The organism is Streptomyces sp. NPDC001194, assembly GCF_042896985.1.
Taxonomy (GTDB): Bacteria; Actinomycetota; Actinomycetes; order Streptomycetales; family Streptomycetaceae; genus Streptomyces.
Window position 1 is genome coordinate 87245 of record NZ_JBIAXU010000018.1, and the last position, 25811, is coordinate 113055.

Annotated in this window: 25 protein-coding genes; 11 read left to right on the forward strand and 14 right to left on the reverse strand. The window is 72.4% G+C overall.

All coding sequences use genetic code 11. The features are described 5' to 3' along the window. Positions 1-9 precede the first annotated feature (9 nt). The 5 genes from ACFY1T_RS28500 to ACFY1T_RS28520 form a co-directional block, all read right to left on the reverse strand. Positions 10-1224, reverse strand: coding sequence for an acetyl-CoA C-acetyltransferase (locus tag ACFY1T_RS28500; protein WP_390790690.1), 1215 nt, complete (start codon positions 1222-1224; stop codon positions 10-12). A gap of 30 nt (positions 1225-1254) precedes the next feature. Further along, positions 1255-2397 carry an acyl-CoA dehydrogenase family protein gene (locus ACFY1T_RS28505; protein WP_390790691.1) on the reverse strand — a complete coding sequence of 381 codons (1143 nt, stop codon included), beginning with the start codon at positions 2395-2397 and terminating at the stop codon, positions 1255-1257. Positions 2398-2406: 9 nt separating this feature from the next. Continuing rightward, entirely contained in the window at positions 2407-3432 is a 1026-nt protein-coding gene (locus ACFY1T_RS28510) for an LLM class F420-dependent oxidoreductase (RefSeq protein WP_390790692.1), read from the reverse strand. Beyond that, entirely contained in the window at positions 3432-4634 is a 1203-nt protein-coding gene (locus tag ACFY1T_RS28515; protein ID WP_390790693.1) for a CaiB/BaiF CoA transferase family protein, read from the reverse strand. Before ACFY1T_RS28515 ends, ACFY1T_RS28510 begins: the two co-directional genes overlap by 1 nt. 105 nt (positions 4635-4739) lie before the next feature. Continuing rightward, positions 4740-5168 carry an MmcQ/YjbR family DNA-binding protein gene (locus tag ACFY1T_RS28520; protein WP_390790694.1) on the reverse strand — a complete coding sequence of 143 codons (429 nt, stop codon included), beginning with the start codon at positions 5166-5168 and terminating at the stop codon, positions 4740-4742. A gap of 461 nt (positions 5169-5629) precedes the next feature. On the opposite strand from ACFY1T_RS28520, the gene ACFY1T_RS28525 reads away from it, so the two are divergent. Both ACFY1T_RS28525 and ACFY1T_RS28530 read left to right on the forward strand, forming a co-directional pair. Further along, positions 5630-7237 carry a PKD domain-containing protein gene (locus tag ACFY1T_RS28525; protein ID WP_390790695.1) on the forward strand — a complete coding sequence of 536 codons (1608 nt, stop codon included), beginning with the start codon at positions 5630-5632 and terminating at the stop codon, positions 7235-7237. 199 nt (positions 7238-7436) lie between these two features. After that, positions 7437-8591, forward strand: a complete 1155-nt coding sequence (locus ACFY1T_RS28530; protein ID WP_390790762.1) for a saccharopine dehydrogenase family protein — start codon at positions 7437-7439, stop codon at positions 8589-8591. A 12-nt stretch (positions 8592-8603) separates the two neighbouring features. On the opposite strand, the gene ACFY1T_RS28535 is transcribed toward ACFY1T_RS28530, so the two are convergent. Then, entirely contained in the window at positions 8604-9281 is a 678-nt protein-coding gene (locus tag ACFY1T_RS28535; RefSeq protein WP_390790696.1) for an endonuclease V, read from the reverse strand. A gap of 26 nt (positions 9282-9307) precedes the next feature. Between ACFY1T_RS28535 and ACFY1T_RS28540 the strand changes: the two genes are divergently transcribed. After that, on the forward strand, positions 9308-9607 hold the full coding sequence (locus ACFY1T_RS28540) for a YciI family protein (RefSeq protein ID WP_030870720.1): 300 nt from the start codon (positions 9308-9310) through the stop codon (positions 9605-9607). Positions 9608-10055: 448 nt separating this feature from the next. On the opposite strand, the gene ACFY1T_RS28545 is transcribed toward ACFY1T_RS28540, so the two are convergent. Both ACFY1T_RS28545 and ACFY1T_RS28550 read right to left on the reverse strand, forming a co-directional pair. Next, positions 10056-10592, reverse strand: a complete 537-nt coding sequence (locus ACFY1T_RS28545) for a DoxX family protein (RefSeq protein ID WP_390790697.1) — start codon at positions 10590-10592, stop codon at positions 10056-10058. 530 nt (positions 10593-11122) lie between these two features. Next, positions 11123-12190, reverse strand: a complete 1068-nt coding sequence (locus ACFY1T_RS28550; RefSeq protein ID WP_390790698.1) for a WD40/YVTN/BNR-like repeat-containing protein — start codon at positions 12188-12190, stop codon at positions 11123-11125. 95 nt (positions 12191-12285) lie between these two features. On the opposite strand from ACFY1T_RS28550, the gene ACFY1T_RS28555 reads away from it, so the two are divergent. From ACFY1T_RS28555 to ACFY1T_RS28570, 4 genes are all read left to right on the forward strand, one after another. Next, positions 12286-12702: a (4Fe-4S)-binding protein gene (locus ACFY1T_RS28555; protein WP_390790699.1), complete on the forward strand. Its 417-nt coding sequence runs from the start codon at positions 12286-12288 to the stop codon at positions 12700-12702. A 178-nt stretch (positions 12703-12880) separates the two neighbouring features. Then, positions 12881-13297 carry an SsgA family sporulation/cell division regulator gene (locus tag ACFY1T_RS28560; protein WP_390790700.1) on the forward strand — a complete coding sequence of 139 codons (417 nt, stop codon included), beginning with the start codon at positions 12881-12883 and terminating at the stop codon, positions 13295-13297. A 230-nt stretch (positions 13298-13527) separates the two neighbouring features. Continuing rightward, complete coding sequence (locus ACFY1T_RS28565) at positions 13528-15168, forward strand: ABC-F family ATP-binding cassette domain-containing protein (RefSeq protein ID WP_390790701.1); 1641 nt, start codon at positions 13528-13530, stop codon at positions 15166-15168. Between the two features lie 267 nt (positions 15169-15435). Continuing rightward, positions 15436-16407 carry an acyl-ACP desaturase gene (locus ACFY1T_RS28570; RefSeq protein WP_390790702.1) on the forward strand — a complete coding sequence of 324 codons (972 nt, stop codon included), beginning with the start codon at positions 15436-15438 and terminating at the stop codon, positions 16405-16407. A 139-nt stretch (positions 16408-16546) separates the two neighbouring features. Here the strand turns inward: ACFY1T_RS28570 and ACFY1T_RS28575 are convergent, their stop codons facing one another. The 3 genes from ACFY1T_RS28575 to ligD all read right to left on the reverse strand — a co-directional run bounded on the left by ACFY1T_RS28575 (position 16547) and on the right by ligD (position 18762). Then, positions 16547-16801, reverse strand: a complete 255-nt coding sequence (locus tag ACFY1T_RS28575) for a WhiB family transcriptional regulator (RefSeq protein WP_384705004.1) — start codon at positions 16799-16801, stop codon at positions 16547-16549. A gap of 77 nt (positions 16802-16878) precedes the next feature. Then, on the reverse strand, positions 16879-17673 hold the full coding sequence (locus ACFY1T_RS28580; RefSeq protein WP_390790703.1) for a VOC family protein: 795 nt from the start codon (positions 17671-17673) through the stop codon (positions 16879-16881). A gap of 54 nt (positions 17674-17727) precedes the next feature. After that, positions 17728-18762, reverse strand: coding sequence for a non-homologous end-joining DNA ligase (gene ligD, locus ACFY1T_RS28585; RefSeq protein WP_390790704.1), 1035 nt, complete (start codon positions 18760-18762; stop codon positions 17728-17730). A gap of 75 nt (positions 18763-18837) precedes the next feature. Here ligD and ACFY1T_RS28590 point away from each other — a divergent pair, with 75 nt between their 5' ends. Then, positions 18838-19911: an ATP-dependent DNA ligase gene (locus tag ACFY1T_RS28590; protein ID WP_390790705.1), complete on the forward strand. Its 1074-nt coding sequence runs from the start codon at positions 18838-18840 to the stop codon at positions 19909-19911. On the opposite strand, the gene ACFY1T_RS28595 is transcribed toward ACFY1T_RS28590, so the two are convergent. Beyond that, positions 19869-21296 (reverse strand): NAD(P)/FAD-dependent oxidoreductase, encoded by a 1428-nt coding sequence (locus ACFY1T_RS28595; protein ID WP_390790706.1) that lies wholly within the window; start codon positions 21294-21296, stop codon positions 19869-19871. The genes ACFY1T_RS28590 and ACFY1T_RS28595 overlap by 43 nt on opposite strands. 106 nt (positions 21297-21402) lie before the next feature. After that, the gene (locus ACFY1T_RS28600; RefSeq protein WP_390790707.1) at positions 21403-22401 is read right to left on the reverse strand and encodes an NAD(P)/FAD-dependent oxidoreductase; all 999 of its coding nucleotides are present in this window, start codon (positions 22399-22401) and stop codon (positions 21403-21405) included. A 107-nt stretch (positions 22402-22508) separates the two neighbouring features. On the opposite strand from ACFY1T_RS28600, the gene ACFY1T_RS28605 reads away from it, so the two are divergent. The 3 genes from ACFY1T_RS28605 to ACFY1T_RS28615 all read left to right on the forward strand — a co-directional run bounded on the left by ACFY1T_RS28605 (position 22509) and on the right by ACFY1T_RS28615 (position 23611). Beyond that, positions 22509-22994: an NUDIX hydrolase gene (locus tag ACFY1T_RS28605; protein ID WP_390790708.1), complete on the forward strand. Its 486-nt coding sequence runs from the start codon at positions 22509-22511 to the stop codon at positions 22992-22994. A 97-nt stretch (positions 22995-23091) separates the two neighbouring features. Then, positions 23092-23364 (forward strand): DUF6400 family protein, encoded by a 273-nt coding sequence (locus tag ACFY1T_RS28610; RefSeq protein ID WP_390790709.1) that lies wholly within the window; start codon positions 23092-23094, stop codon positions 23362-23364. Further along, complete coding sequence (locus tag ACFY1T_RS28615) at positions 23351-23611, forward strand: hypothetical protein (RefSeq protein ID WP_327134261.1); 261 nt, start codon at positions 23351-23353, stop codon at positions 23609-23611. The genes ACFY1T_RS28610 and ACFY1T_RS28615 overlap by 14 nt, the downstream gene beginning before the upstream one ends. A 102-nt stretch (positions 23612-23713) precedes the next feature. On the opposite strand, the gene ACFY1T_RS28620 is transcribed toward ACFY1T_RS28615, so the two are convergent. Next, on the reverse strand, positions 23714-25786 hold the full coding sequence (locus ACFY1T_RS28620; protein ID WP_390790710.1) for a DHA2 family efflux MFS transporter permease subunit: 2073 nt from the start codon (positions 25784-25786) through the stop codon (positions 23714-23716). Between the last annotated feature and the right edge of the window lie 25 nt (positions 25787-25811).

Consider the following 25811-nt stretch of genomic DNA (forward strand, 5'->3'; position numbering starts at 1 on the left):
GGACGGCGTTCAGAGGCGTTCGACGATGGTGGCGACGCCCATGCCGCCGCCGACGCAGAGGGTGACGAGCCCGTAGCGCTTGTCCTGGCGCTCCAGTTCGTCGATGACGGTCCCGAGGAGCATCGCGCCGGTGGCGCCGAGCGGGTGGCCGAGCGCGATGGACCCGCCGTTGACGTTGACCCGCTCGAGGGTGATGCCCATGTCCTTGACGAAGCGCAGCACGACGCCGGCGAAGGCCTCGTTCATCTCGATCAGGTCGATGTCGTCGATGGTCAGGCCGGCCTTGGCGAGGGCCTTGCGGGTGGCCGGGGCGGGGCCGGTGAGCATGATGGTGGGCTCGGAGCCGGAGACCGCGGCCGAGACGATCCGGGCGCGGGGAGCCAGTCCGTTGCGCTCCCCCGCCTCGCGGGTGCCGATCGCGACGAGCGAGGCGCCGTCGACGATGCCGGAGGAGTTGCCCGCGTGGTGGACGTGGTCGATCTTCTCGATCCAGTGGTACTTCTGCAGGGCGACGGCGTCGAAGCCGCCGAGGTCGCCGATGTCCGCGAAGGACGGCTTGAGCTTGGCGAGGCTGTCGGCCGTGGTGCCCGGGCGGACGAACTCCTCCTGGTCCAGGACGACCAGGCCGTTGCGGTCGGTGACCGGGACGACGGACTTCGCGAAGCGGCCTTCCTTGATGGAGGTGGCGGCCCGCTCCTGGGAGAGGGCGGCGTACTCGTCGACGTCGCGCCGGGAGAAGCCCTCGATGGTGGCGATGAGGTCGGCGCCGATGCCCTGCGGGACGAAGCCGGTGTCCCAGTTGGTCATCGGGTCGTTGAACCAGGCGCCGCCGTCGGAGGCCATCGGGACGCGGGACATGGACTCCACGCCGCCCGCGAGGACCAGGTCCTCCCAGCCGGAGCGGACCTTGGCGGCGGCCAGGTTGACGGCTTCCAGGCCGGAGGCGCAGAAGCGGTTCTCCTGTACACCGGCCACGGTGTCCGGGAGCCCCGCGGCGATGGCCGCGATCCGGGCGATGTCGGAGCCCTGGTCGCCGACCGGGCCGACGACGCCGAGCACGATGTCGTCGATGGTGGCGGGGTCCAGGCCGGGGTTGCGCTCGCGCAGGGCGTTGATCAGGCCGACGACCAGGTCGATCGGCTTGGTGCCGTGCAGGGCGCCGTTGGCCTTGCCGCGGCCGCGCGGCGTGCGGATCGCGTCGTATACGTACGCTTCGGTGCTCACTGGTCAAGCCTTTCGGGGAGAGGTCGTGCGTTAGCCGAGGAGGGAGCGGCCGATGATCTCTTTCATGATCTCGGTCGTGCCGCCGTAGATGGTCTGGATACGGCCGTCGGTGAAGGCCCGTGCGACCCGGTATTCGCTCATGTACCCGTAGCCGCCGTGCAGTTGCAGGCAGCGGTCGGCGACCCGCTTCTGGAGCTCGGTCGCCCACCACTTGGCCATCGACGCGTGCACGTGGTCCAGCTCGCCGTTGGAGTGGTCGACGATGCAGCGGTCGAGGAAGGTGCGGGTGACGGCGCACTCGGTGGCCATCTCCGCTATCTCGAAGCGGATGTGCTGGAGCTTGGAGAGCGGCCGCCCGAAGGCCTCGCGCTCCTTCACGTACGTGGTGGTGATCTCCAGCAGGTGCTCGGCGGCGGCGATGCCGGCCATCGCGATGCCCATCCGCTCCTGCGCGAGATTGGTCATCAGGTGGACGAAGGCCCCGTTCAGCTCGCCGAGCAGGTTCTCCTTGGGGACGCGCACGTCGTGGAAGAACAGCTCGGCGGTGTCCTGCGCCTTCTGGCCGATCTTGTCGAGGTTGCGGCCGCGTTCGAAGCCCTCCGTGCCGCGCTCGACCACCAGCAGCGACAGGCCGTGCGCGCCGCCCTCCGGGGTGGTCCTGGCGACGACGACCACCAGGTCGGCCAGGATGCCGTTGGAGATGAAGGTCTTGGAGCCGTTGAGCACCCAGTGGTCGCCGCGGTCCTCGGCGCTGGTCCGGATCCCCTGGAGGTCGGAGCCCGCGCCCGGCTCGGTCATCGCGATGGCGGTGATGGTCTCGCCGGAGCAGAAGCCGGGCAGCCAGCGCCGCTTCTGCTCCTCGGTGGCGAGCGAGGTGAGGTACGGGCCGATGATGTCGTTGTGCAGGCCGATCGCGAGTCCGGCCGCCCCGGCCCGGGTGAACTCCTCGGCGATCACGGCGGCGTAGCGGAAGTCGGTGTTCCCGCCGCCCCCGTACTCCTCCGGGACGGCCAGGCCCAGCAGGCCCTGCCGGCCGGCGGCCCGCCAGGCCTCGCGGCTGACGATCCCGTCCTTCTCCCACTGGTCGTAGTGCGGCAGCACCTCCTTGGTGAGGAAGGTGCGGACGGTCTCGCGGAACGCCTCGTGGTCGGCGTCGAAGATGCGGCGTTGCATCGGGGCCCCCTAGAGCCAGCTCTTGACGGTTTCGATCAGCCGGGCCGGCTCGGCTCCGACGGGTGTGACGTTGAGCATCGTGACGCCCGCCTCCCGGAAGGCCTCGACGCGCTCGCGCACGTAGCCCTCCGGCCCGCACAGGGTCATGAGCTCGCAGAACTCGTCCGGTACGGCGGCAGCCGCATCGCGCTTGCGGCCGGAGAGGTAGAGCTCCTGGATCTTCCGGGCCTCCTCCCCGTACCCGTAGGCGACGGCGAGGTCGTTGTAGAAGTTCTTGCCGACCGCGCCCATCCCGCCGACGTACAGGGCGATCTGCGGGCGCGCGAGGTCCCGTGCGGCGGCGGCGTCCTCGCCGATCGCGAGCAGCCCGCCCGCCACGGTCTGCAGCGGGCCGAGCTCCGGGGAGCGCAGGGCGGCGCCCTCGGCGAGGGCGCTCCCCCACACCGCGTGGGCCTTCTCCGGCAGGAACAGGGTGGGCAGCCAGCCGTCGGCGATCTCGGCGGTCATCCGTACGTTGGCGGGACCGAGCGAGGCGATGTAGACGGGGACCGCGTCGCGGACCGGCCGGGTCAGGATCTTCAGCGGCTTGCCGTGCCGGCCGCCCTTCTCTGGCGGCAGCGGCATGTCGGTGATGCCGTGGTGGTCGATCGTCTCGCGGCGCCAGATCCGGCGGCACAGCTCGACGGTCTCGCGGGTCCGGCCGATCGGCTTGTCGTAGGGCTTCCCGTGCCAGCCCTCGACGACCTGCGGGCCGGAGGCTCCGAGGCCCAGCAGCGCCCGGCCGCCGGAGACCGCGTCGAGTCCGGCGGCGGTCTGGGCGACGAGGGCCGGGGTGCGCGAGTAGACGTTGAGGATGGCCGAGCCGATCTTCATCCGCTCGGTGCGGGCGGCGAGGTAGCCCATGATCGTCGGGGAGTCGAAGCCCCAGGCCTCGGCGACCCAGACGGCGTCGAGCCCGGCCGCCTCCAGCGCCGCGGCCTCGTCGGCGGCCCGGCGCGGGTCCCCGGCGTAGTCGAGCATCATGGACAGTTCCATCAGACCTCTTTCGGGAGCAGGGCCGGTACGTCCCAGTCGCGGGCCACGGATTCGGTGTGCGCGCCGGGCAGGGCGGGGCCGGCGGCGACCGCGGCCGGGGTGGCCGAGAACCGGGGCGCGGGGGCGGGCTGGGTGATCCCGCCGAAGTCGGTGAAGGTGGCGCGGGCGGCGAGGTGCGGGTGGAGCGGCGCCTCGCGCAGGGACAGTACGGGCGCCACGCAGGCGTCGGATCCCTCGAACACCGCCGTCCACTCCTGTCTCGTACGGGATTTGAAGCGGGCGGCGACGGCCTCGCGGAGCTCGCCCCAGCGGGCCAGGTCCTTGCGGGCCGGGGCCCGGCCCTCGATGCCGAGCAGCTCGACGAAGGTGTCGTAGAACTGCTGCTCCAGCGCGCCGACCGCCATGTACCCGCCGTCGGAGGTCTCGTACGTGCCGTAGAACGGGCAGCCGCCGTCGAGGAGGTTGGCCCCGCGCCGGTCCTGCCAGCCGCCGGCCGCCATCATGCCGTGGATCATGGCCGTGAGGTGGGCGGTGCCGTCGACGATGGCCGCGTCGACGACCTGGCCGGTGCCACCGGGGGTGCGGGCGTGCCGGAGGGCGGCGAGCACGCCGATCACCAGGTAGAGCGAGCCGCCCGCGTAGTCCCCGACGAGGTTGGCGGGGACGGCGGGCGGCTCGCCCGGCTTCCCGATCATGCCGAGGGCGCCGGTGACGGCGATGTACGCGATGTCGTGCCCGGCGGTGTGGGCGAGCGGGCCGTCCTGGCCCCAGCCGGTCATCCGGCCGTAGACGAGCTTCGGGTTGCGGGCGTGGCATTCGGCGGGGCCGACGCCGAGCCGCTCGGCGACCTGGGGCCGGAAACCCTCGATGAGCACGTCGGCGCGCTCGACGAGGTCCAGTACGCGGGCCGGGCCCTCGGCGGACTTCAGGTCGACCAGGACGGAGCGCTTGCCGCGGTTGGTGACGTCGTACGCGGGGTCGACCGCGAGTCCGCCGCCGCCGGGCCGGTCCACCCGTACGACGTCCGCCCCCAGGTCGGCGAGGAGCATGGCGGCGAACGGGCCGGGGCCGATGCCCGCCAGTTCGACGACGCGCAGGCCCGCGAGCGGGCCGCGGCCGCCTCCGGGCACGCCCGGCTCGTGCGGCACGTCCGGCCCGCCGACCGCGTCCGGCCCGCCCGGCACGTTCCCTGTCACTGCCATCGAGCCCCCAGCGTCCGTAGCATCCGTGGCGCGCCATTGTGTGACACAACTGATGTAACACCAGTGATGCTAGGAACGCGCCCCACTCAGCACAAGAGCAACCGCTTAGCCGGTTGACTCGTTTCGCGCCCCGGGGTCCGCGTCGGGCCCCGGCGCGAGCCGTGCGTCGAGTTCCTTGAGGTGGCGCTTGAGGGCGACCGTCCGGTAGCTCTCCTCCACCCACTCGCACAGCACGTCGAGGGCCGGTGCCCCCTTCTCCCCCAGCGGCACGAAGACCCAGCCGGCCCTGCCCAGCCCGTACCCGGTCGGCTCCGCCCCTGGCGCCGTCATGGCGTGACCGTGGAGCGCCTCGTCCTTGAGCTTCACCGAGAGCCCGGGCGCCCGCGGACCGTCGACGCCGCCCAGGAACACGAAGATCTTCTTGTTGACCTTCACGACGCAGTCCTCGGGCCCCCAGGGAAAGTCCATCACGGCCTCCGGCAGCCCCTGGGCGAACTCCCGCACCGCCTCCCACTTGCGCACCGCAGCCTTCACCGACGCCTCCCGTCACCACCGCCGCCCGCTCGCACGGACACTCGGTCCTCACGCTAGCGCCGTCCCCCGACACGGACCGGGAAGCGGACCACGGCCCCCTCGCGGGCGCCGTTGGGATCCGGCCACCGCCACCCTCGGCACAATCGGATACCGGAATCGGAATGACGGCGACATCGGCCCCGCCGTCGGCCTTTTCGGGGCCTACCCGGACAACTGGCCAGAGAATACGAAACACCTGATCACAGCAGCCAGAGGTGATTTCCGCGCCCCTTTCGAGATCCTTTCCGCGGACGCGGGAAACGAGCGCGGGGGGCCGTTAAGCGGAAGCTCAGGAGCTATGTAATCTGAGCGAGCTTTCAGCCCTGGCCAAGGGCTCACGGAACATAGGGGGCTCGGTGTCCTACCGCCGACTCGCAGCATCCGCCGCCGTCTTCGCGGCCGGCATTTCTCTCATACCGGGCATGGCCCACGCGGCCGGCACCGATTCCGGTGATGCCCAGGGCATCAGCAAGCCCGACCTGGCACAGGCCGGCCTGAAGAACACCGCCAAGTTCTCCAGCCCGGCCGACCGGTCGATCCGGCAGAGCGCACCGGCCCCCAAGAGCAAGCTCGCGGCCGCCCCCATGACGGAGACCGCCGCCGCCAACCCGACCCTCGCGGTCGGCCTGGACGCCTTCGCCGTCAGCGCCCACGGGATCGCCGTGGAAAGCTCCATCACCAGCGCGGCCACCCCGCTCGACGTCAGCATCGCCTGGGGCGACGGGGCCGTCACCACCGCCTCCGCCTCCGGCACCCAGGTCGTGGAGTCGGAGCACGCCTACGCGGAGCTCGGCACCTACACCGTCAAGGTCACCGTGACGGACAAGGCCGCCAACACCACGGTCACCAACGAGGTGGCCGTCACGACCGAGGGTTCGGACTACACCCCGTACGGCCCGACCCGCCTCCTGGACACCCGCAACGGCACCGGCGCCGCGAAGGCCAAGGTGGCCCCGTACACCTCGGCGCACCTGAAGATCGGCGGGAACGGCTCCATCCCGGCCGGCGTGACCGCGGTCGTCCTCAACGTCACCGTCACCGGCACCACCAGCGGCGGCCACGTCACCGCCTTCGCCGACGGCGACGACAAGCCGAGCACCTCGAACGTCAACTTCGTTCCCGGCCAGACCGTCCCGAACCTGGTCATCGTGCCGGTCGGCGAGAACGGCTACGTCAACCTGTACAACGGCGGCTGGGAGTCGGTCGACCTCATCGCCGACGTCACCGGCTACTTCACGCAGACCGCCTCCAGCGGCTACACCCCGCTGGCGCCGCAGCGCTTCGTCGACACCCGCAGCGGCACCGGCACCGCCAAGGGCCAGCTCGCCGGCTACGGGTCCTTCAGCACCCAGATCACCGGCCTCGGCAAGGTGCCCGCCTCCGGCGTCACCGCCGTCGCGCTCAACGTGACCGTCACCGCCCCCAAGAGCGACGGCCACCTGACCGTCTACCCGAGCGGGCAGCCGACCCCGACCGCCTCGAACGTGAACTTCACGACGGGCCAGACCATCGCCAACTCGGTGATCGTCCCCGTCGGCCCCGACGGCAAGATCAGCCTCCGCAACGGCGGCTGGAACCCGGCCGACGTCATCGTCGACGTCGTCGGCTACTACAGCCCGCAGAGCAAGGGCTCCTACGTGCCGTTCATGCCGATGCGCATGCTCGACACGCGCGACACCGAGAGCCCCGTCCACGGCCCCCTGGCCGGACGCGACTTCATCCACGCGGAGATGTCCTCGCCCGGTGACGGCGTCACCGGCTTCGTGCTGAACACCACGGTGACCAACACCAAGGACAGCGGGTTCCTCGCCGTCGCCCCCGACCCGAACACGCAGAACGCCTACGACCAGGGCACGGCGAGCCTGCCGAACCCGCCCGGCTCCTCCACCCTGAACTGGACGACCGGCAAGACCGTCCCGAACCTGGTCCAGGCGAGCACCGGCTCCACCGGCGTCGTCGACTTCTGGAACCAGAGCGACGGCGACACCGACCTCATCGTCGACATCTTCGGCATGTACCAGGAGAACTGAGGCGCGGCGCCCCGCGCCGCCCGCGAGCGCCCCGGAACGGCCCCCAGGCCGCCCCCGGGGCGCTGTTCTGCACAGGGGGCGCGCGCGTTAGCCTCAGCCACCGACAGGAGTGGGAGGAGCCGTGGTGAACGAAGAGGTTCGACAGGCCGACGGGGCCGCGGGGCGCGATCCCTCAGGCGCACGCGAACGGTCCTATGACGTGGTGCTCTTCGGCGCGACCGGCTTCGTCGGCGCCCTCACCGCCGAGTACCTCGCCGCGCACGCCCCCGCCGGCTGCCGGTGGGCCCTCGCGGGGCGCGACCTCGGGAAGCTGGAGCGGCTGCGCGAGCGGCTGACCGCCCTCGACCCCGGCTGCGCCTCGCTGCCGCTGCTGCGCGCGGACGCCGGCGACGCGTCGGCCGTACGGGAACTGGCCGCCTCCACCCGGGTCCTGGCCACGACCGTCGGACCGTACGTGCTGTACGGGGCGGAGCTGGTCGCCGCCTGCGCGGCGGCGGGCACGGACTACGTGGACCTCACCGGGGAGCCGGAGTTCGTGGACCGGACGTACGTCGAGCACGACGCCCGGGCCCGGGAGAGCGGCGCGCGCCTGGTGCACGCCTGCGGCTTCGACTCGATCCCGGCCGACCTCGGCGCGTACTTCACCGTGGGGCAGCTGCCGGAGGGCGTCCCGCTGCGGGTGGACGGCTTCATGCGCTCCAACGCGGCCTTCTCCGGCGGCACCCTGGCCTCCGCGCTGACCGCCATGGGCCGCGGGCCGCAGACCCTCGCGGCGGCGCAGGAGCGGCGGCTGCACGAGCCCCGGCTCCTGGACCGCCGCGTACGGGGACCCCTGGGCGCGCCGCGGTTCAGCCGGGAGACCGGCGCCTGGGCGCTGCCGCTGCCGACCCTGGACCACCGGATCGTGACCCGCTCGGCCGCCGCGCTGGAGCGGTACGGGCCGGACTTCCGCTACCGGCAGTACGCCTCGGTGAAGCACCTCCCGGTCGCGGTGGGCGGTGCGGCGGCGGTCGGCGCAGCGGTGGGCCTGGCGCAGCTCCCGGCGGCGCGCCGATGGCTGATGAGCCGCTGGGAGCCGGGCCGGGGCCCGGACGCGGAGCGGCGGGCGCGCAGCTGGTTCACGGTCCGCTTCGTGGGCGAGGGCGGCGGCCGCCGCGTGTTCACCGAGGTCTCGGGCGGCGACCCGGGCTACGGGGAGACCGCCAAGATGCTGGCGGAGTCGGCGCTGTGCCTCGCGTACGACGCGCTGCCGGAGCGGGCCGGCCAGCTCACCACGGCCGTGGCGATGGGCGACGCCCTGCTCGACCGGCTCCAGAAGGCGGGGATCCGTTTCCGGGTGGCCGCCGCCCGCTGAACCGGCCGCCGGTCAGGAGGCTTCCCGCAGGGCCCGACGGCAGAGCGAGTCGGCGTGCCGGGTGGACTCGGGGATCCGGAAGCGCGGGCTCAGCTCGAGGGCGTGGGCGCAGGCGGTGTCGAGGGAGATCCGGTGGCCCACGGAGACGTACACCGGCTTGATCCCGTCCTGCGTGCGCAGCGCCCGCCCGACGACGGCGCCGTCGGCCGCGACCAGCGGGGCGGCGTCGCCGCGCCGGGCCCCGGGCTCCTCGTACGTGAACGTGAACGGGTTCTTCGCGACGCCCATGCTCGGCAGGCCGGTCACGACCCCGAGGTGGCAGGCGAGGCCGAAGCCGCGGGGGTGGGCGAGCCCGTAGCCGTCGCAGACGACCAGGTCGGGAACGGCGGTGAGCGAGTCGAGCGCGGCCAGCACGGTGGGCAGCTCGCGGAAGGCGAGGAGCCCGGGCACGTACGGGAAGCTCACGTGCCCGACGGCCGTCGCCTCCTCGACGACCTCCAGGGTGGCGGCGTCGAGGACGACGGCCGCGGCGGCGACGAGGTCGCGTTCGTCGTCGTAGGCGACGTCCACGCCCGCGACCAGCCCGCGTCCGGGCGGCGGACCGGCCTCGTCGAGCACCACGGTCTTGCGCAGTTCGTCCTGTATCGCCCGGGCTTCGGCCTCATCGGCGGGGGTCTTCACAGTCGTCATGATGGTGCGAGAGTAGCCTGGCGATCATGTTCGTCATGGAGCTCACGTACACCGCACCCATCGAAGCCGTAGAAGACGAGCTGGACGCCCACATCGCGTGGCTGGACGGCTATTACGCCTCGGGCGTCTTCCTCGCCTCGGGCCGCAAGGTCCCGCGCGAGGGCGGCATCATCCTGGCGGCAGGCGTCTCCCGTACGGAGATCGAGCGCATCGCGGCGGAGGACCCCTTCACCCTGGCCGGCGTATGCGAGTACCGCATCACGGAGTTCCTCGCGACGAAGACGTCGGGGGACTTGGAGAACGTACGGGAAAACCCGGTGGTTTAGGGGCGGGCTTGAGAGGGCTGGGCGGGGCTTCGGGGGGGCGGGACCCGCACAGTCGGGGTCGGTGGTGTGTCCGGGGGCGTCCCGTCAGTCCACTGTCCTTCCGTGTCGGGCCGGTCCGTCAAGGGCGCTCCCTGCGGTCGCGTCGCTCCGCGATGTCGCTGCGCTCCACCCTTGACCGACCGCCCCGCCCCGGAAAGACAACAGACTGCCGGGAAACCCCCGAAGGAACGGCCGGGAGGATACCGGGCAGGAACGGGCCCTCAGCGATCCTGATCGGCGCCCCCTGCGCACCGGCACACCCAAGGGCCTCGCGATCGGCCTGCCCGGACCTCGGCGGGCCCCAACCCGCACCGGATGACGATGAGATGACCGTCCCCCACCGGTACGCCTCAGATCGCTACGCGCTTCTCCCGATCGGCGTCCGACGACCGTCCGGGGCTGGTGACGGTCAGTCGCGGATGAGGAGGACGACGAACCCGACCACGGCTCCCAGGACCAGTCCGAGAACGGAGTAGCGGGGACGCGACTCGCGGAGGACGGGGAGGAGGTGGTCGACGGAGAAACGGCCCGGCCCGGTGAGCGTGAGGGCGATGACGGCCGCGAAGAGCACGGACTCCAGCTCCACGCCCTTGGGGGCGAAGAAGGTGTTCAAGCCCCGAACGGCCAGGATGTTGATGAAGGTTCCGGTCAGAGCCGCGCCCGCGAGCGGGGTGAGCAGGCCCAGGGCGAGCCCCAGGCCACCCAGGGTCTCCGAGAGACCGGCGATGACCGCCATGGCGTCCCCGGCGGGATACCCGCTCATCGAGAAGCCCTTGCCGGTGGCCGAGAGGCCCGGGCCTTTGAACCAGCCGAAGAGCTTCTGCGTACCGTGACCGGCCATGGTGAGGCCGACGACGAGCCGGAGTACGAGCAGGCCGACGTCGTGGGTCACCGTGGTGGCGGGCGTGACGCCGAAGATCGCACGGTCCCGCCGGTCGTACGCCATGAACGTCCGTTCCTTCCGTCGCCGGTGAGCGACGGCCACCCTATGACGCTCCGCTGCAACGACCGGGCCGCAACGTCGCCACCGCTCGTCGTCGACCCGTTCGGCGCAAAACAACCGCGTCCGGCCCCAGACGGCCGCCGGACGCCATGCCGACAGGAGGCGTGGCGATCTGACGCGCCCCCAGGACTGGCCGACGGCCGGTGGCCCCGGAAGGGGATTACGGCCGGCGAAGAGTGCCGGTCAGGATCGCTGAGGGCCCGCTCCTCCTCGGTATCCTCCCGGCCATTCCTTCGGGGGTTTCCCGGCAGTCTGTTGTCTTTCCGGGGCGGGGCGGTCGGTCAAGGGTGGCCGAAGGCCATCGCGGAGCGACGCGACCGCAGGGAGCGCCCTTGAGGGACCGACCCGACACGGAAGGACAGTGGACTGCCGGGAAACCCCCGAACACCGTCCCGACCCCGAGCACACGAGTCCCGCTCCCGAAGCCCCCGCCTGAGTCACCCGACCCCGCCCCGAAGCCCCCGCCCATCGCCTCACACCCCCTCCAACCTCCCCACCCGTCCCTTCTCCCCCGCCGCCCAGCAGCCGCCGTCGCTCGCGCAGTCGACCGTGTCGAACGAGCCCGGGGCCAGGGGCCGCCACGTCCTGCCGGCGTCCGTCGTGACGTCCGTGCCCGTCGGCCCGACCGCCAGGGCCACGGTGCGCAGGTGCGGGAGCCAGGCCGCGCCCGAGCGGTAGGCGGGCGGCGGGGTGGGAGACGGGCGCCAGGTGCGGCCCGCGTCCGCCGATACCGCGGCGGCCTGCGGGGAGGCCTCGCCGGTGCGGTAGTCGCCGCCGACCGCGAGGCCCGTCGTACGGTCGCGGAAGGCCAGGGCGAAGACCCCCTTGGCCGGGTCCCCCGCAGGGATGCCCGATTCGGCGACCCGCCAGGTGCGGCCGCGGTCCGCCGAGTGCAGGATCCGGGCGGTCGCGCCGCCGCCCGTGGCCAGCCAGACATCGCGCGCCCCGGCGTTCACCAGGCACTGGCCACTGGCCGCGAAGCCGGCCTCGCCCGGCAGGGCGTCCGGCATGCCCGTACTCGGCAGCACCGCCCAGCTCCGGCCGCCGTCGTCCGTCGACAGGATCCGGAACCTGCCGTCCACCGGGTCGCTCATGGCCAGCCCGTGCCGGGAGTCGAAGAAGGTGAGGCAGTCGTAGAAGGCCCGTGGATCGGGGTTGCGGAAGGCCTCGGTCCAGGTGGCGCCGCCGTCCTCGGTGCGCAGCACCCGCGAGGCGGCGCCCTCCCCGATGGACAGGGCCACCGCGCGGCGCGCGTCGAAGGCCTCGATGTCGCGCAGCTCCAGTCCCTCCGCGACCGCGCCCGGCGGCGAGACGTCACGCCAGCTGCGGCCGCCGTCCACCGTGCGCAGCACCGTGCCCTTGGTGCCGGCCACCCAGGCCGTGGAGCGGCTGACCGCCGCCAGTCCGCGGAACCGGGCGTCCTTCCCGGTGTCCTTCAGCGCCCAGCCCACGCTTTCGCCCCGTAATGCCTGCTCGTCGCCCGGGTCTTCCGCGTGCGCCGGGGCGGCCAGCAGACCCACCGCCAAAACTGCCGCGCACATGCCAACTCCCAGAAGTCTCATGGCGCCGGAAGCTAATGCACGGCGGATTCGGCGTCCAGGGTGCGTCCGCGCCCCCGCGTTCCTACGCTGAGGCCATGCCATCCAAGGAACCCAAGGCCTACGACGGCAAGCGCATCACCGTCACCTACGACACCGGGCGGTGCCTGCACGCCGCCGAATGCGTGCGCGGACTCCCCGAGGTGTTCGACTCGGGGAGGCGTCCGTGGGTACAGCCGGACGGCGCCGAGCCGGAGCGGGTCGCGGAGGTGATCCGCCGGTGCCCTTCGGGCGCGCTGCGGTACCGGCTCGCCGACGAGGGGCCGGCCGAGGAGCCGGACCGGCCGACCACGGTCGTACGGTCACCCGCCGGGCAGCTCGTCGTGCGCGGCGATCTGCGGGTGACGACCCCCGAGGGGGCCGTCCGGCGGGAGACCAGGGCCATGCTTTGCGCTTGTGGAGTGAGCGGGAACCAGCCGTTCTGCGACCACTCCGGGGCATGCGGCAACGACTGAGACCCCTTCACCCACACGCTTCCACCCGTCACTCTGTGCGATCAAACGGACGCGTTCCAGCCAATCGGTGACACAGCTCACGTCAGTTCGCATGCACGGATTTGCCGATTCCGGCGTCTATCCGGTTGCCGGGCTTCACCCCATGCCCGGCAGCAGATCCGCCGCAAGGGAGCGAGCCTTGATCACTGTTATCGAGCAGGCCGTGCAGGCCCGTCTGGTCGCCACCGCCCCGAAGGTCGAGACCGTACCCGTCACGCTCTGCTACGACCGTGCGGACCCCTTCGCCGTGCGCATGGCCTTCCCCGCTCCCGCCACCCTGGAAGGCGTCGAGGTTTCGTGGACCTTCGCCCGCGAGCTCCTCGAATCGGGGCTGGACCACCCCACGGGGTGGGGCGACGTGCGGGTGCGGCCGTACGACATCGACCGGACCACCATCGAGTTCCACGCCTCCGAGGGCGTGGCGATCGTGCTGATGCTGACGGCCGAGCTGCACCGGTTCCTGGAGCGGGCCGCGACGATCGTGCCGCCGGGTCTGGAGCACCTGTACCTCGACATGGACCACAGCCTCGCCGAGCTGATGCGCGACCCGCACTGAGTCCGGATCCCCCACCCTCCCGCGGTTAATTCGTTTGCGGGCGGCTCCCGGCCGCCCGTAGCTTCGTAGACGCCCCACTGCCGTCGAAACGGAGCAGGACGTTGCTCTTCTGAGGTCCGAGACACCGACCGATCCCACTGATCCCTCCGATCCGACCCGTTCCGCGTCGGATCCGACCGTCGGCTGTCTCCCCGCGTTGCACGCACCACTCACGCAACCTGGAGGCCTCCATGAGCCATACCCCTGCATTCATCACCTGCTCCGCCCTGTCCTTCGACTGGCCCGACGGAACTCCCGTCTTCGAGGACTTCCAGCTGGCCGTCGGCCCCGGCCGCACCGGCCTGATCGGGACCAACGGCTGCGGCAAGTCCACCCTGCTGAAACTCATCGCGGGTGAACTGACACCGTCAGAGGGCCAGTTGTCCGTGGCCGGCACCCTCGGACACCTCCCGCAGAACGTCACCCTCGACACCGCCCTGCGCGTCGACGAGGCGCTCGGCATCCGCACCACCCGCGCCGCCCTGCACGCCATCGAGGCGGGCGAGGCCACCGAGGCGAACTTCGCCGCGGTGGGCGACGACTGGGACGTCGAGGAGCGGGCCCTGGCCACCCTCGACCAGCTCGGCCTCGCCCGGATCGGCCTGGACCGCACGGTCGGCGAACTCTCCGGCGGCGAATGCGTGTTGCTGCGCCTCGCCGCGCTGCTGCTCGCCCGACCCGACGTCCTGCTGCTGGACGAGCCGACGAACAACCTGGACCTGCGGGCCCGGCGCCGGCTGTACGCGGCGGTCGAGTCCTGGTCCGGGGTGATGCTCCTGGTCAGCCACGACCGCGAGCTGCTGGAGCGGGTCGACCAGATCGCCGACCTGCGCGACGGCGAAGTCCGCTGGTACGGAGGGAACTTCTCGGCGTACGAGGAGCAGCTCGCCACCGAGCAGGACGCGGCCGAGCGGATGGTCCGGGTCGCGGAGGCCGACGTACAGCGGCAGAAGCGGGAACTGTCGGACGCCCACATGAAGTTGGCGCGGCGCAAACGGTACGGCCAGAAGATGTACGACACGAAGCGCGAGCCGAAGATCGTCATGGGTGCCCGCAAGCGCGCGGCGCAGGAGTCGGCCGGCAAGCACCGCATCATGCACACGGAGAAGCTGGCGCAGGCGAAGGAGCGGCTGGACCAGGCGGCGGAGGCCGTCCGGGACGACGACGAGATCCGGATCAAACTGCCGGCCACCCAGGTCCCGCCGGGCCGCCGGGTCCTGACCTTGAGCGACGTGCACCTGGCGCACGGAGCCCGGGTCGCGGGCGAGTGGGAGCTGCGCGGTCCGGAGCGGATCGCCCTGGTGGGCAGCAACGGCTCGGGCAAGACGACCCTGCTGCGCACGATCGCGGGGGCGCTCGCGCCGGTGTCCGGGGAGGCGCTCACGCACGTGCCGACGCGGTTCCTGCCGCAGCGGCTGGACGTGCTCGACGAGAGCCGGTCGGTGGTGGAGAACGTGGCCCGGTTCGCCCCGCAGGCCTCGAACAACCTGATCCGGGCGCGGCTCGCGCACTTCCTGCTCCGGGGCGCCCGGGCGGACCGGCCGGCCGGCACCCTGTCGGGCGGCGAGCGGTTCCGGGCGGCGCTGGCGGCGCTGCTGCTGGCCGAGCCGGCTCCGCAGCTGCTGATGCTGGACGAGCCGACGAACAACCTCGACCTGGCGAGCGTACGGCAGCTCACGGACGCGCTGGAGTCGTACGAGGGTGCGCTGCTGGTGGCCAGCCACGACGTGCCGTTCCTGGAGTCGATCGGGATCACCCGTTGGCTGCTGCTCGACGGCGAGCTGAAGCCGACCACGGCCGAGGAGGTGCGCGAGGCCCTCTGGCACGAGTGAGCCCGCGGCCCGGCCACCGCGCGGCCGGCTCCGCCGCCGCGATGCCCGTCCGGATGGCGACAGCCGTCAAGGCGGGCGTCGCGGGCCACCTGCCGGGGCGACTTTCGTCCCGGCGGGCCTCTCCTGCACGCCTTCAAACTGCGCAGATAACCGGACGTAACCGGTCATATGAACGCCTGGGGCTTGGCGGGCCCTCACGCTCCGCTTAACCTACGGATTCGTAGGCTACGGAACCGTAGGTATCTCGCTTTGTCCCCAGGAGCACCCGTGACAATCACCTCTCCCCACCTCGGCAGCTCGGAGGCGTGGACCGACGCCAAGCTGCTGTTCGCGCTGGAAGAGGTGGTCGAGAAGGAACTCAACCGCCATCTGAAGGTCACCAAGGACTGGATGCCCCACGAGTACGTCCCGTGGAGCGACGGCCGGAACTTCCCGGGCTTCTTCGAGGACGGCGAGGCCTGGGACCCGCAGCAGTCCAAGGTCACCGACATCGGCAAGATCGCGCTGGTCGTGAACCTGCTGACCGAGGACAACCTCCCCAGCTACCACCACGAGATCGCCACGCTCTTCGGCCGCAACGGCGCCTGGGGCACGTGGGTGCACCGCTGGACGGCCGAGGAGGGCCGCCACGGCATCGTGATGCGCGACTACCTGCTGGCCTCGCGCGCCGTGGACCCGGACAAGCTGGAAGCGTTCCGCATGCAGCACATGTCGGAGGGCTTCGAGTCCGACAACCGGCACTCGATGCTGCACTCGGTGGCGTACGTGGCCTTCCAGGAGCTCGCGACCCGCATCTCGCACCGCAACACCGGCCACCAGTCCGGTGACCCGGTCTGCGACCGGATGCTGGCCCGCATCGCGCAGGACGAGAACCTGCACATGGTCTTCTACCGCAACCTGCTGGGCGCGGCCTTCGAGCTCGCCCCGGACCTGACGATGCAGTCCGTGCGGGACGTCGTGGTCAACTTCCGGATGCCCGGACACGGCATGCCCGGCTTCGAGCGGATGGCCGCGCAGATGGCGATCGGCGGGGTCTACAACCTGCGGATCCACCACGACGACGTGCTGAGCCCGGTGATCCGCTTCCTGAAGATCATGGACATCGACGGCCTCGGCCCCGAGGGCCGGCAGGCCCAGGAGGAGCTCGGGCTCTTCATGAACGGCCTGGACTCCGAGGCCCGCAAGTTCGACGAGCGTCTGGCCGCCCGCGCCGCGCGTCTCGCGGCCCGCAAGGCCTGACCGACTCACGAGGCCCGCACGGCCCGGCCCGGCCCGCACGGCCTGACCCAGGCCGCAAGACCTCGAAACCCTGGCACGGCCCCCGCCGTGCCAGGGTTTCGTGTCGTCCGGGATTTCGGCCCGGCGACGGCGGGCCCGGTCAGCCGCGCGGGCGCAGGGCGAGGCGCTCCGACTCCGAGAGTCCGCCCCAGACGCCGAAGCGCTCGTCATTGGCCAGGGCGTACTCCAGGCATGCCGTGCGGCCCTCGCACGCCCCGCACAGCCGCTTCGCGTCGCGCAGGGACGAGCCCGGCTCCGGGAAGAAGAAGCCCGGCCCGGTCTGGGCGCAGAGGGCGAGGTCGTACCAGGCGGGCGCTGCGGTGGTGGCGGTGGTGGTGGCGGTGTTCATCGACATGCCGGAGATACTCATCGGCGCCGATGGACGTCCGATCAACGCCTGATCAACACCGCTCCGCTCCCGGCCACACGGGCTCAGGCGGCCGGGACGGGAGCACTGGCGATGACCGCGAACCGTGCGCCGTAGGGGTCCGCCAGCTTCGCGAAGCGGCCGACGCCCTCCATGGACACCGGCGACAGCCGGACCTTGCCGCCCGACTGCTCCGCCGCGGCCGCCGTCACATCGCAGTCGCCGACCTCGAAGTACGGGGTCCAGTAGGGCCGTTCGGCATCCTCCACCGGGTCGGTCCCGATCGGGACCAGGCCGCCGAAGGCCGCCTGGTCGGGCGTGCCCGCGGCCTTGACCACGGTGTACGAGCCGCCCTCGAAGGGCATCTCGCCGATCTCCCAGCCGAAGACGGAGCCGTAGAAGGCCGCGGCCGCCGGCACGTCGTCCGTGTACAGCTCGGTCCAGCACAGGCTTCCGACGTCGGTCACGACGCCGAGGCCTTCGATCCTGCCCGGCTGCCAGACGGAGAACGTGACCCCGGCCGGGTCGGCGAAGATCGCCATCCGGCCGAGGCCCATGACGTCCCTGGGTTCGACCGCCACCGTGCCGCCCGCCTTGACCACGGCGGCCGCGGTGGCCTCCGCGTCGGAGGTCTGGAAGTAGAGCGTCCAGGCCGTCCGGACCTCCTCCGGCGCGACGGCCATGCCGCCGGCCGCGATCTTGCCGTCGAGCTGGAACATCGCGTATCCGCCGGCTTCCTCACCGCCCGGCCGGTAGTCCCAGCCGAACAGGCCGGTGTAGAACCCGGCGGCGCCGTCGAGGTCGGGCGTGCCGAGGTCGACCCAGTTCGGCGAGCCGTCCTTGTAGTCCGTCGTGAGCATGACCCGTACTCCTTCCGTCCTCCCTACGAGCATGGCACCCGCCACCGACAGCGCTCAGTCCTCGTGCTCGGCTTCCTCGTGCTTCGCCCGGCTCGGCTGGACGCGCTTCGGTTCGCCCGGCATCTTCGGGTAGTCCGGCGGGTACGGCATGTCGCCCAGGCCGTGCTCGTGTTCGTGGCGGTCCGCCAGTTCCAGGGCCGCGTCCAGGACGAAGGCGTGCCCGTCCATGTCCGCGTGCAGGTCGCCGAGTTCGGCGTAGCGCGCCGGCATCGTGGTGATGTCGAAGTCGCGGGGCTCGGCGGAGTCGATCTCGTCCCAGCGCAGCGGGGCCGAGACGGGGGCGTGCGGGCGCGGGCGTACGGAGTAGGCGGAGGCGATCGTGCGGTCGCGGGCGGTCTGGTTGTAGTCGACGAAGATCCGCTCGCCGCGCTCCTCCTTCCACCACGCCGTGGTCACCTTGCCGGGCATCCGCTGTTCCAGCTCGCGGCCGATCGCGATCGCGCAGCGCCGGACCTCGGTGAAGGTCCAGCGCGGTTCGATCGGGACGAAGACGTGCAGACCGCGTCCGCCGGAGGTCTTGGGCCAGCCGCGCAGGCCCAGGTCCTCCAGTACGTCGCGCAGCTCGTGGGCGCAGATCACCGCGTGGTGGTAGTCGGTGCCCGGCTGCGGGTCCAGGTCGATGCGCAGTTCGTCGGGCCGGTCGGTGTCCTCGCGCCGCACCGGCCAGGGGTGGAAGGTGAGACAGCCCAGGTTGGCGGCCCACAGCACGGCGGCCGGCTCGGTCGGGCAGATCTCGTCGGCCGAGCGCCCGCTGGGGAACTCGATGTGCGCGGTCGGGATCCAGTCGGGCAGGTTCTTCGGGGCGCGCTTCTGGAAGAAGGACTCACCCCCGACCCCGTCGGGGTAGCGCTCCAGGGTGGTGGGCCGGTTGCGCAGGGCGCGCGTGATCCCGTCGGCCACGGACAGGTAGTACCGCGCCACGTCCAGCTTCGTCAGGCCCCGCTCGGGAAAGTAGACCTTGTCCGGGCTGGACAGCCGCACGGTCCGCCCGCCCGCGTCCAGCTCGATGGCATTACCGGATGCACCCATGTGCGCCACGGTAGGCGGCCCCCGCCCGGTGCGCATACCGGGCGCTTCGGGACGTACCACCGCAGAATCTAAGACATGGATCTGCCCGTGATGCCGCCCGTGAAGCCGATGCTCGCCAAGTCGGTGTCCAAGATCCCGCCGGGTATGCAGTACGAGGCCAAGTGGGACGGCTTCCGGGCCATCGTCCACCGCGACGGCGACGAGGTGGAGATCGGCAGCCGCACCGGAAAGACCCTGACCCGGTACTTTCCCGAGCTGGTGACCGCGCTGAGGGAGAACCTGCCGGCCCGCTGCGTGGTGGACGGCGAGATCGTCATCGTGCACGGCGGGCGGCTGGACTTCGACCGGCTGACCGAGCGGATCCATCCCGCGCAGTCCCGCGTCGACATGCTGGCGCAGAAGACCCCTGCCAGCTTCGTCGCCTTCGATCTGCTCGCACTCGGCGACGAGGGGCTCCTCGACACCCCGCTCGCCGACCGCCGCAGCGCCCTCACCGATGCCCTGTCCACCGCTCGGCCCCCCGTTCACCTCGCGCCCGCGACCACCGACCCCGCGCTCGCGCAGGAGTGGTTCGAGCGGTTCGAGGGCGCCGGGCTCGACGGGGTGGTCGCCAAACCGCTCGACCTCCCCTACCGGCCCGATGCCCGCCTCATGTTCAAGATCAAGCACGAGCGTACGGCCGACGTCGTCATCGCGGGTTTCCGTTTCCACAAGAGCGGTCCGATTGTCGGATCGCTGCTCCTGGGCCTGTACGACGCCGGCGGCGGGCTCCAGCACGTGGGCGTCTGCGCCGCCTTCCCGATGAAGCGCCGCGCCGAGCTGGTGGACGAGCTCGCGCCGCTGCGGATGGACGACACCACCGGCCACCCGTGGGCCGCCTGGGCCGAGGAGTCCGCGCACGAGGGCGCCCGGCTGCCCGGCGCGCAGAGCCGCTGGACCGGCAAGAAGGACCTCTCGTGGGTGCCGCTGCGCCCCGAGCGCGTCTGCGAGGTCGCCTACGACCACATGGAGGGCGACCGCTTCCGGCACACCGCCCAGTTCCGCCGCTGGCGGCCCGACCGCGAACCGGCCGGCTGCACCTACGGCCAGCTCGAGGAGGTCGTCGGCTACGACCTCGCCGAGGTCCTCGGCGAGGTCGCCGGATCGTAGACCAGCCGCTCCCACTGTGCCCGGTCCGGCCCCGCCTCGTGGGGCGCGTACCCCGGCCGGGCCGCCAGCCAGCGCTCCACCCGCGCCCGCACCCGCGGGTCCGCGTACGCCCGCTCCGGCGGCTCGACCAGGTGGCGCACCCGCGCCCGGGCCCGCATCACCTCGGGGTCCTCCAGCGCGCACTCGAACAGCGCGGCCACCGCGCGCGCCGAATCCGTCCGCCGCCCGGCCCGCGTCGCGAACCGCTCCCCGATGGCCGCGTCGGCCACCACCTGGAAGTCGAACCACGGCTTCAGCGTCCGCACGGCCCAGGCGTGGTAGGCGGCGGCGAACCGCACCGACCCCGCGTCCCGGTCCGCCGTACGGGCCACCCTGAGGGCGGCCCACAGCGCCAGCGAGGTGCCCTGCCCCAGCGTCGGATTGGTGTGCGTGATCGCGTCCCCGATCGGGACCAGGCCGGTCGCCACCGGCCCCCGCCCGTCGACCAGCGCGCTCCACCGGTTGTCCAGGCTCGCCGTGGCCAGTACCCCGGACAGCGGTTCGGCGCCCAGGTCCAGCCAGGTCGCGCCGGGCGGAAAGGTCCGCGCGGCGGCCTCGAACACGGCGGGATCGCGCAGCGCGGAGCGGGTGGCGTCCCGGGTGTGGACGAACAGGGTGACGGCGAAGGCCCGGTTGTCGGCCGGGAAGACGGCGCACCCTGCGAACGTGTTGCCGGTCACCGCCCAGGGCCGGCGCGGCCCCTCCTCCATCCCCTCCGGCAGCCGGTACCAGCGGCAGAAGTACGCCAGCCCCGTGCGGTGGCGTTCCACGACCGACGGCCGGCAGCCCACCGCGGGCAGCAGGCGCTCGACACCGCCGCGCCGCCCGCCCGCGTCCACGACGAGGTCCCCCGCGTACGCACCGGCCGGCGTGATCACCCCCCTCACCCGTACGGCGGAACCCGTCGGCTCGGCGAGCAGCCCCGTCACCGGCTCCCCGTGGTGCATGACGGCCCCGGGCTCGGCGCGCAGGGCGGTGGCCAGAGCGCTCTCCAGCACGATGCGCCGGGCCTGGAGCATCACCAGGTCCTCGTCGCCGGGCCGGGCCGGCGGGCGTACGTCGAACCAGTCCAGCTCGTGCCGCTCGCGCGCGCCCAGCCGCAGCATCTCCGCGTGGACGTCGGGCAGTTCCTGCCGCAGGACGGTACGCGCCGCGCCGAGCAGGGCGTGCGGCTGCGTGGCCTGCGGGACGCCCGGCCGGTGCCATCCGAAGAAGTCCCGGTCGAGCGCGGCGCCGGGGGCACGCGTATCGCGTTCGAACAGTTCGGCGGTGTGTCCGTGGCGCGCGGCGAGCAGTGCGGTCGCCAGCCCTCCGACACCGCCGCCGATGACGAGCACATGTGCCACTGCGAGCCCCCCGAGCCTCTGAGCCGACGAAAGGTACGAAGATCAGACCGCTCAGAGCCTGCACGAACCCGCCCCGGCCGAAACCCGCACAGGCGTCCGACACCCCCTACGCTCCGCCGGCGGCGCGGTGGGCTTCGAGAGCCCGCCGACCCTCCTCCTCGATGAGGTCGCCGTTGATCGCCACGGCCGCCCGCACCCCGGCCGCGGCGGCACCGGCCAGCTTCTCCATGGGGTCGGCCACGTTCCCGGCGGCCCAGACGCCGCGCAGCGCGGTGGCCCCGCTCGCCGGATCCGCCTCCAGACAGGTGCCGATCACCGCTCCATCGCGCTCCACGGTGGCGACGGGCAGCCCGAGGCTCGCCGCCACCCCGGCGCGGGCGGTGAACCGCGGGGCCACCACCAGGGCCGTGCACGCGACGGCCGCGCCGTCGGCCAGGGTCACCCCGGCCAGCCGGTCGCCGTCGGCGGCGAGACCGGTCACCTCACCCTCCACCACCGCGATGGCGAGCGCGGCCAGCAGCTCCCGGTCCTCGCCGGTGAGCCGCCAGGTGTGGGTCAGCAGCGTCACGCGGTCGGTCCAGCTCCGCCACGTCTGCGCCTGGTGCACGGCGAGCGGCCCGGTGGCCAGCACGGCGACCGGCTCGTCGCGGACCTCCCAGCCGTGGCAGTACGGGCAGTGCAGCACGTCCCGCCCCCAGTGCTCCCGGAGCCCGGGCAGCTCCGGCAGCTCGTCGACCAGCCCGGTGGCGACGAGCAGCCGGCCGGCCCGTACGGCGGACCCGTCGGCGCACCGGACGGCGAAGCCGCCGCCCGGCAGCCGGTCGGCGGCGAGCGCGGTGCCGGCGGCCCCCGCCCGGATCTCGCCCCCGTACCCGGTGACCTCGGCCCGCCCCACGGCCAGCAGCTCCGCCGGGCTCGCCCCGTCCCGGCCCAGGTACCCGTGCAGGTGGGCGGCGGGGGCGTTGCGGGGGCTGCCGGAGTCGAGCACCAACACCGTACGGCGGGCCCGGGCCAGCGTCAGCGCTCCGGCGAGGCCGGCGGTCCCGCCTCCCACGACCACCACGTCGAAGGAGCCGGTCAGCGTGTTGTCCCTCGTGTCGTCCATGCCTCCGAGGGTGTGGCCGCCCCGCCCGGCTGACAAACTCTGTTGCCGAACCGGCAACCCGAGCGGCCGAGCGGCCGAGCGCCGCAGCGACAGATCGGATCAGAACGATGACCACACCGGACGACCGACCCGAACGCCCGGCACGGGTCGTCCCCCGGCCCAACGCCGTCGTCGGCGTCGGCCTCGTCGTCACCGACGCGGACGGGCGGGTACTGCTCGGCCAGGCGCACGACGGGCGCTGGGAGCTGCCCGGCGGGAAGGTCGACCCCGGCGAGAGCTTCGAGCAGGCCGCCGCCCGTGAACTGGCCGAGGAGACGGACCTGCGGGTGGCTCCCGGGGAGGTCCGGATCCTGGCCGTCCAGCTCTCCCCGGAGGCCGGGACGACCCGCCTGACGGCGGGGGCCGTCACCGGCTCCGCCGAGGGCACCGCGAAGGTCACCGAGCCGCACAAGATCCTGCGCTGGCAGTGGTTCGCCCCGGACGGGATCCCGGAGGCCCTCTACGCGCCTTCGGCGGCGGTCCTGCGCGCCTGGCGCCCCGAGCTCGGACCGACCCTGCCGCCCGTCCCCTCGTACGACTACCCGACCCGCTAGGCGGTGCCCAGGGGCCTTCCACCCGCGCCGCCGACCTGCTGTGACATCTCCCACCCCCTCTTGCCAGCGGAAGGAAGGCATACCTAAGTTCTGAAGTATGGCCCCACACCACCCCACATCCCCCAGCGACCCGGGCGCCCCCGGGCTGGTCGACTTCGGCGTCGACCTCACCGCCCAGGAGGTCCTCCGGCGGGCCCAGGTCATGGCCGCACTCGGCCCCGACTGGGACCCGATCGAGGTACTGCGCGGCGAGGAAGCGGCGTACGACCTGCTGTACTCCGGCCTCGACGCCGAGCAGCAGCGCATCTACGACGGCCTGGTCGAGGCCGGTGTGCTCGCCCCGCGCGGGGACGGCCATGCTGCCGCTTGACCCGCAGGCGGACCCCGGCCGACGCGCCTGGGTGGCCTGCCCGAGCTGCGATGACGCCCGCGGCTGCGCGCCCTGCGAGGAGCGGCGCACCTGCTCCGCGCACTGGCGCTACCTGCTCACCAACACGGGCAGCCTGCTGCACCTGCAGTGCCCTTCCTGCACCCACGTCTGGGTGCACGAGAGCGGCTTCGGCGCCACGCGTTCGCTGTGGAGCCGCATCACCAGCGGCCGGTCCGCCGGACTCTGACGGCCTGGTGCGCCGGAGTCCGGTTCCGGCCGCGATCACGCCGCCCACGCCGACGGCCATGTCCCAGCGGCCTCCGGCCCCGGCCTCGGATCAGGCCGCGGATCAGGCCCCGACCGGGGTCTTCCGCGCGAAGTACCCCTCGCCCAGGTCCTCCGCCAGCAGCCGCTTCGCGATCGCGTCGGCCGCCGCCCGGAGTTCCTCGCTCCGCGGCCGGCCGCGGTCCTTCTCCAGCTGGTCGCCGAGCCAGTCCCCCCATGCCTTCGAGAGGGTCGCCGCCTCCCGCCGCCCGGCCTGCGTGAGCGTGAAGAAGGTGCCCTCGCGGGTCAGGAACCCCTCCTGCTCCATCCGGTCGAAGACCGGGACCAGGACCTCCGGCGGCAGGGCGCGGCGCGAGGCGATGAGCCCGAGGCTCGCGTGGCCGACCGTACGGGTCATGATCTCCACCTGCATCACCGCCCACACGCCCGCGATGTCCAGCCGCGTGTCCGAGGCGTCGACGATCGCCCGCGCCGTCTGCGGCCCCATGTTCCGAACGAGTTTGCCGACCGCCAGCTCCAGCAGTTTGGCCGAGTCCCCGGAGGCGCTGGCCGGTGAGGCGAAGCCGTCGCCCATGTCCGTCGACGCCGCGCGGGCCGAGTCCCGCAGGTGGACCTGTTTGAGGAAGAGCGCGACGACGAAGCCGACCCCGGCCACCGGCACGGTCCACAGGAACACCGTGTGCAGGGCCTGCGTGTACGCCTCGACGATGGGGCCGGCCGCCGCCGGGTCGAGCCCGTGCACCCCCTGCGGGCTCTGGGCCGCCTTCGCCAGCTGCGCGGGGTCGGCCCCGGTGGCCCGGGCCGCCTCGGCGACGGCCTTCTCCAGTGCGGGGCCGAGGGTGTTGGCGTAGATCGTCCCGAACACGGCGGTGCCGAACGAGCTGCCGAGCGTACGGAAGAACGTGACACCTGATGTGGCGGTGCCGAGGTCGGTGTAGTCCACGGTGTTCTGCACGGCGATCGTCAGCACCTGCATGCACAGGCCGATCCCGACGCCGAGCACGAACATGTACACCGATTCCAGCCAGACGCCCGTCTCCGGCCCCATCCGCGACAGCAGGTACAGTCCGACGCCCATCACGAGGCAGCCGACGATGGGGAAGATCCGGTACCGGCCGGTCTTGCTCGTGACGTTCCCGCTGAAGACGGACGCGATCAGCAGGCCGATCACCAGCGGCAGCGTCCGCACGCCCGAGACCGTGGCCGAATCCCCGTCCACGAACTGCAGGTACGTCGGCAGGAAGGTCATCGCGCCGAGCATCGCGAAGCCGACCACGAAGCTGAGCACCGAGCAGACCGTGAAGACCTGGTTGCGGAACAGCCGCATCGGCAGCATCGGTTCCGCCGCCCGCGTCTCGACCAGGCAGAACAGGGCCAGCGCCAGCACGCCGAGCACGAAGAGACCGATGATCGTCGCGGAATCCCAGGCGTACTCGTTGCCGCCCCAGCTGGTGGCCAGGATCAGGGCGCTGGAGCCCACGGCCACCAGGGCGATGCCCAGGTAGTCGATGCGGGTCCCCCCGGCCGCGCGGACCGAGGGGATCGTCCGGGCCGCCGCGATCACGACGAGGATCGCGATCGGGACGTTCACGTAGAACGCCCACCGCCAGGTCAGGTGGTCGGTGAACAGGCCGCCGAGCAGCGGCCCGATGACGGTCGCGACCCCGAAGACGGCTCCGATGGCGCCCTGGTACTTGCCGCGTTCGCGCAGGGGGACCACGTCGGCGATCAGGGCCATGGAGGTGACCATCAGGCCGCCGGCGCCGACGCCCTGGACGCCCCGCCACAGGATGAGCAGGGACATGTTGCTCGCCAGGCCGCACAGGAACGAGCCGGTGATGAACACGATCGCCGAGATCTGGAAGATCAGTTTCCGGCCGAAGAGGTCACCGAACTTGCCCACCAGCACCGTCGCGACGGTCTCCGCGAGCAGGTACGAGGTCACCACCCACGACATGTGGTCCCCGCCGCCCAGATCCGCCACGATCGTGGGCAGCGCGGTGCCGACGATCGTCTGGTCCAGTGCCGCGAGCAGCACCCCGAGCATGATCGTGCCGAAGACGACGTTGCGCCGCCGCCGGTCGAGCACGGGGGGCACCGAGGCTTCGGCCGCGACTTCGGCGGGGGCAGTGGTCACATCTCGCACTCTCACAGCGCCCCTG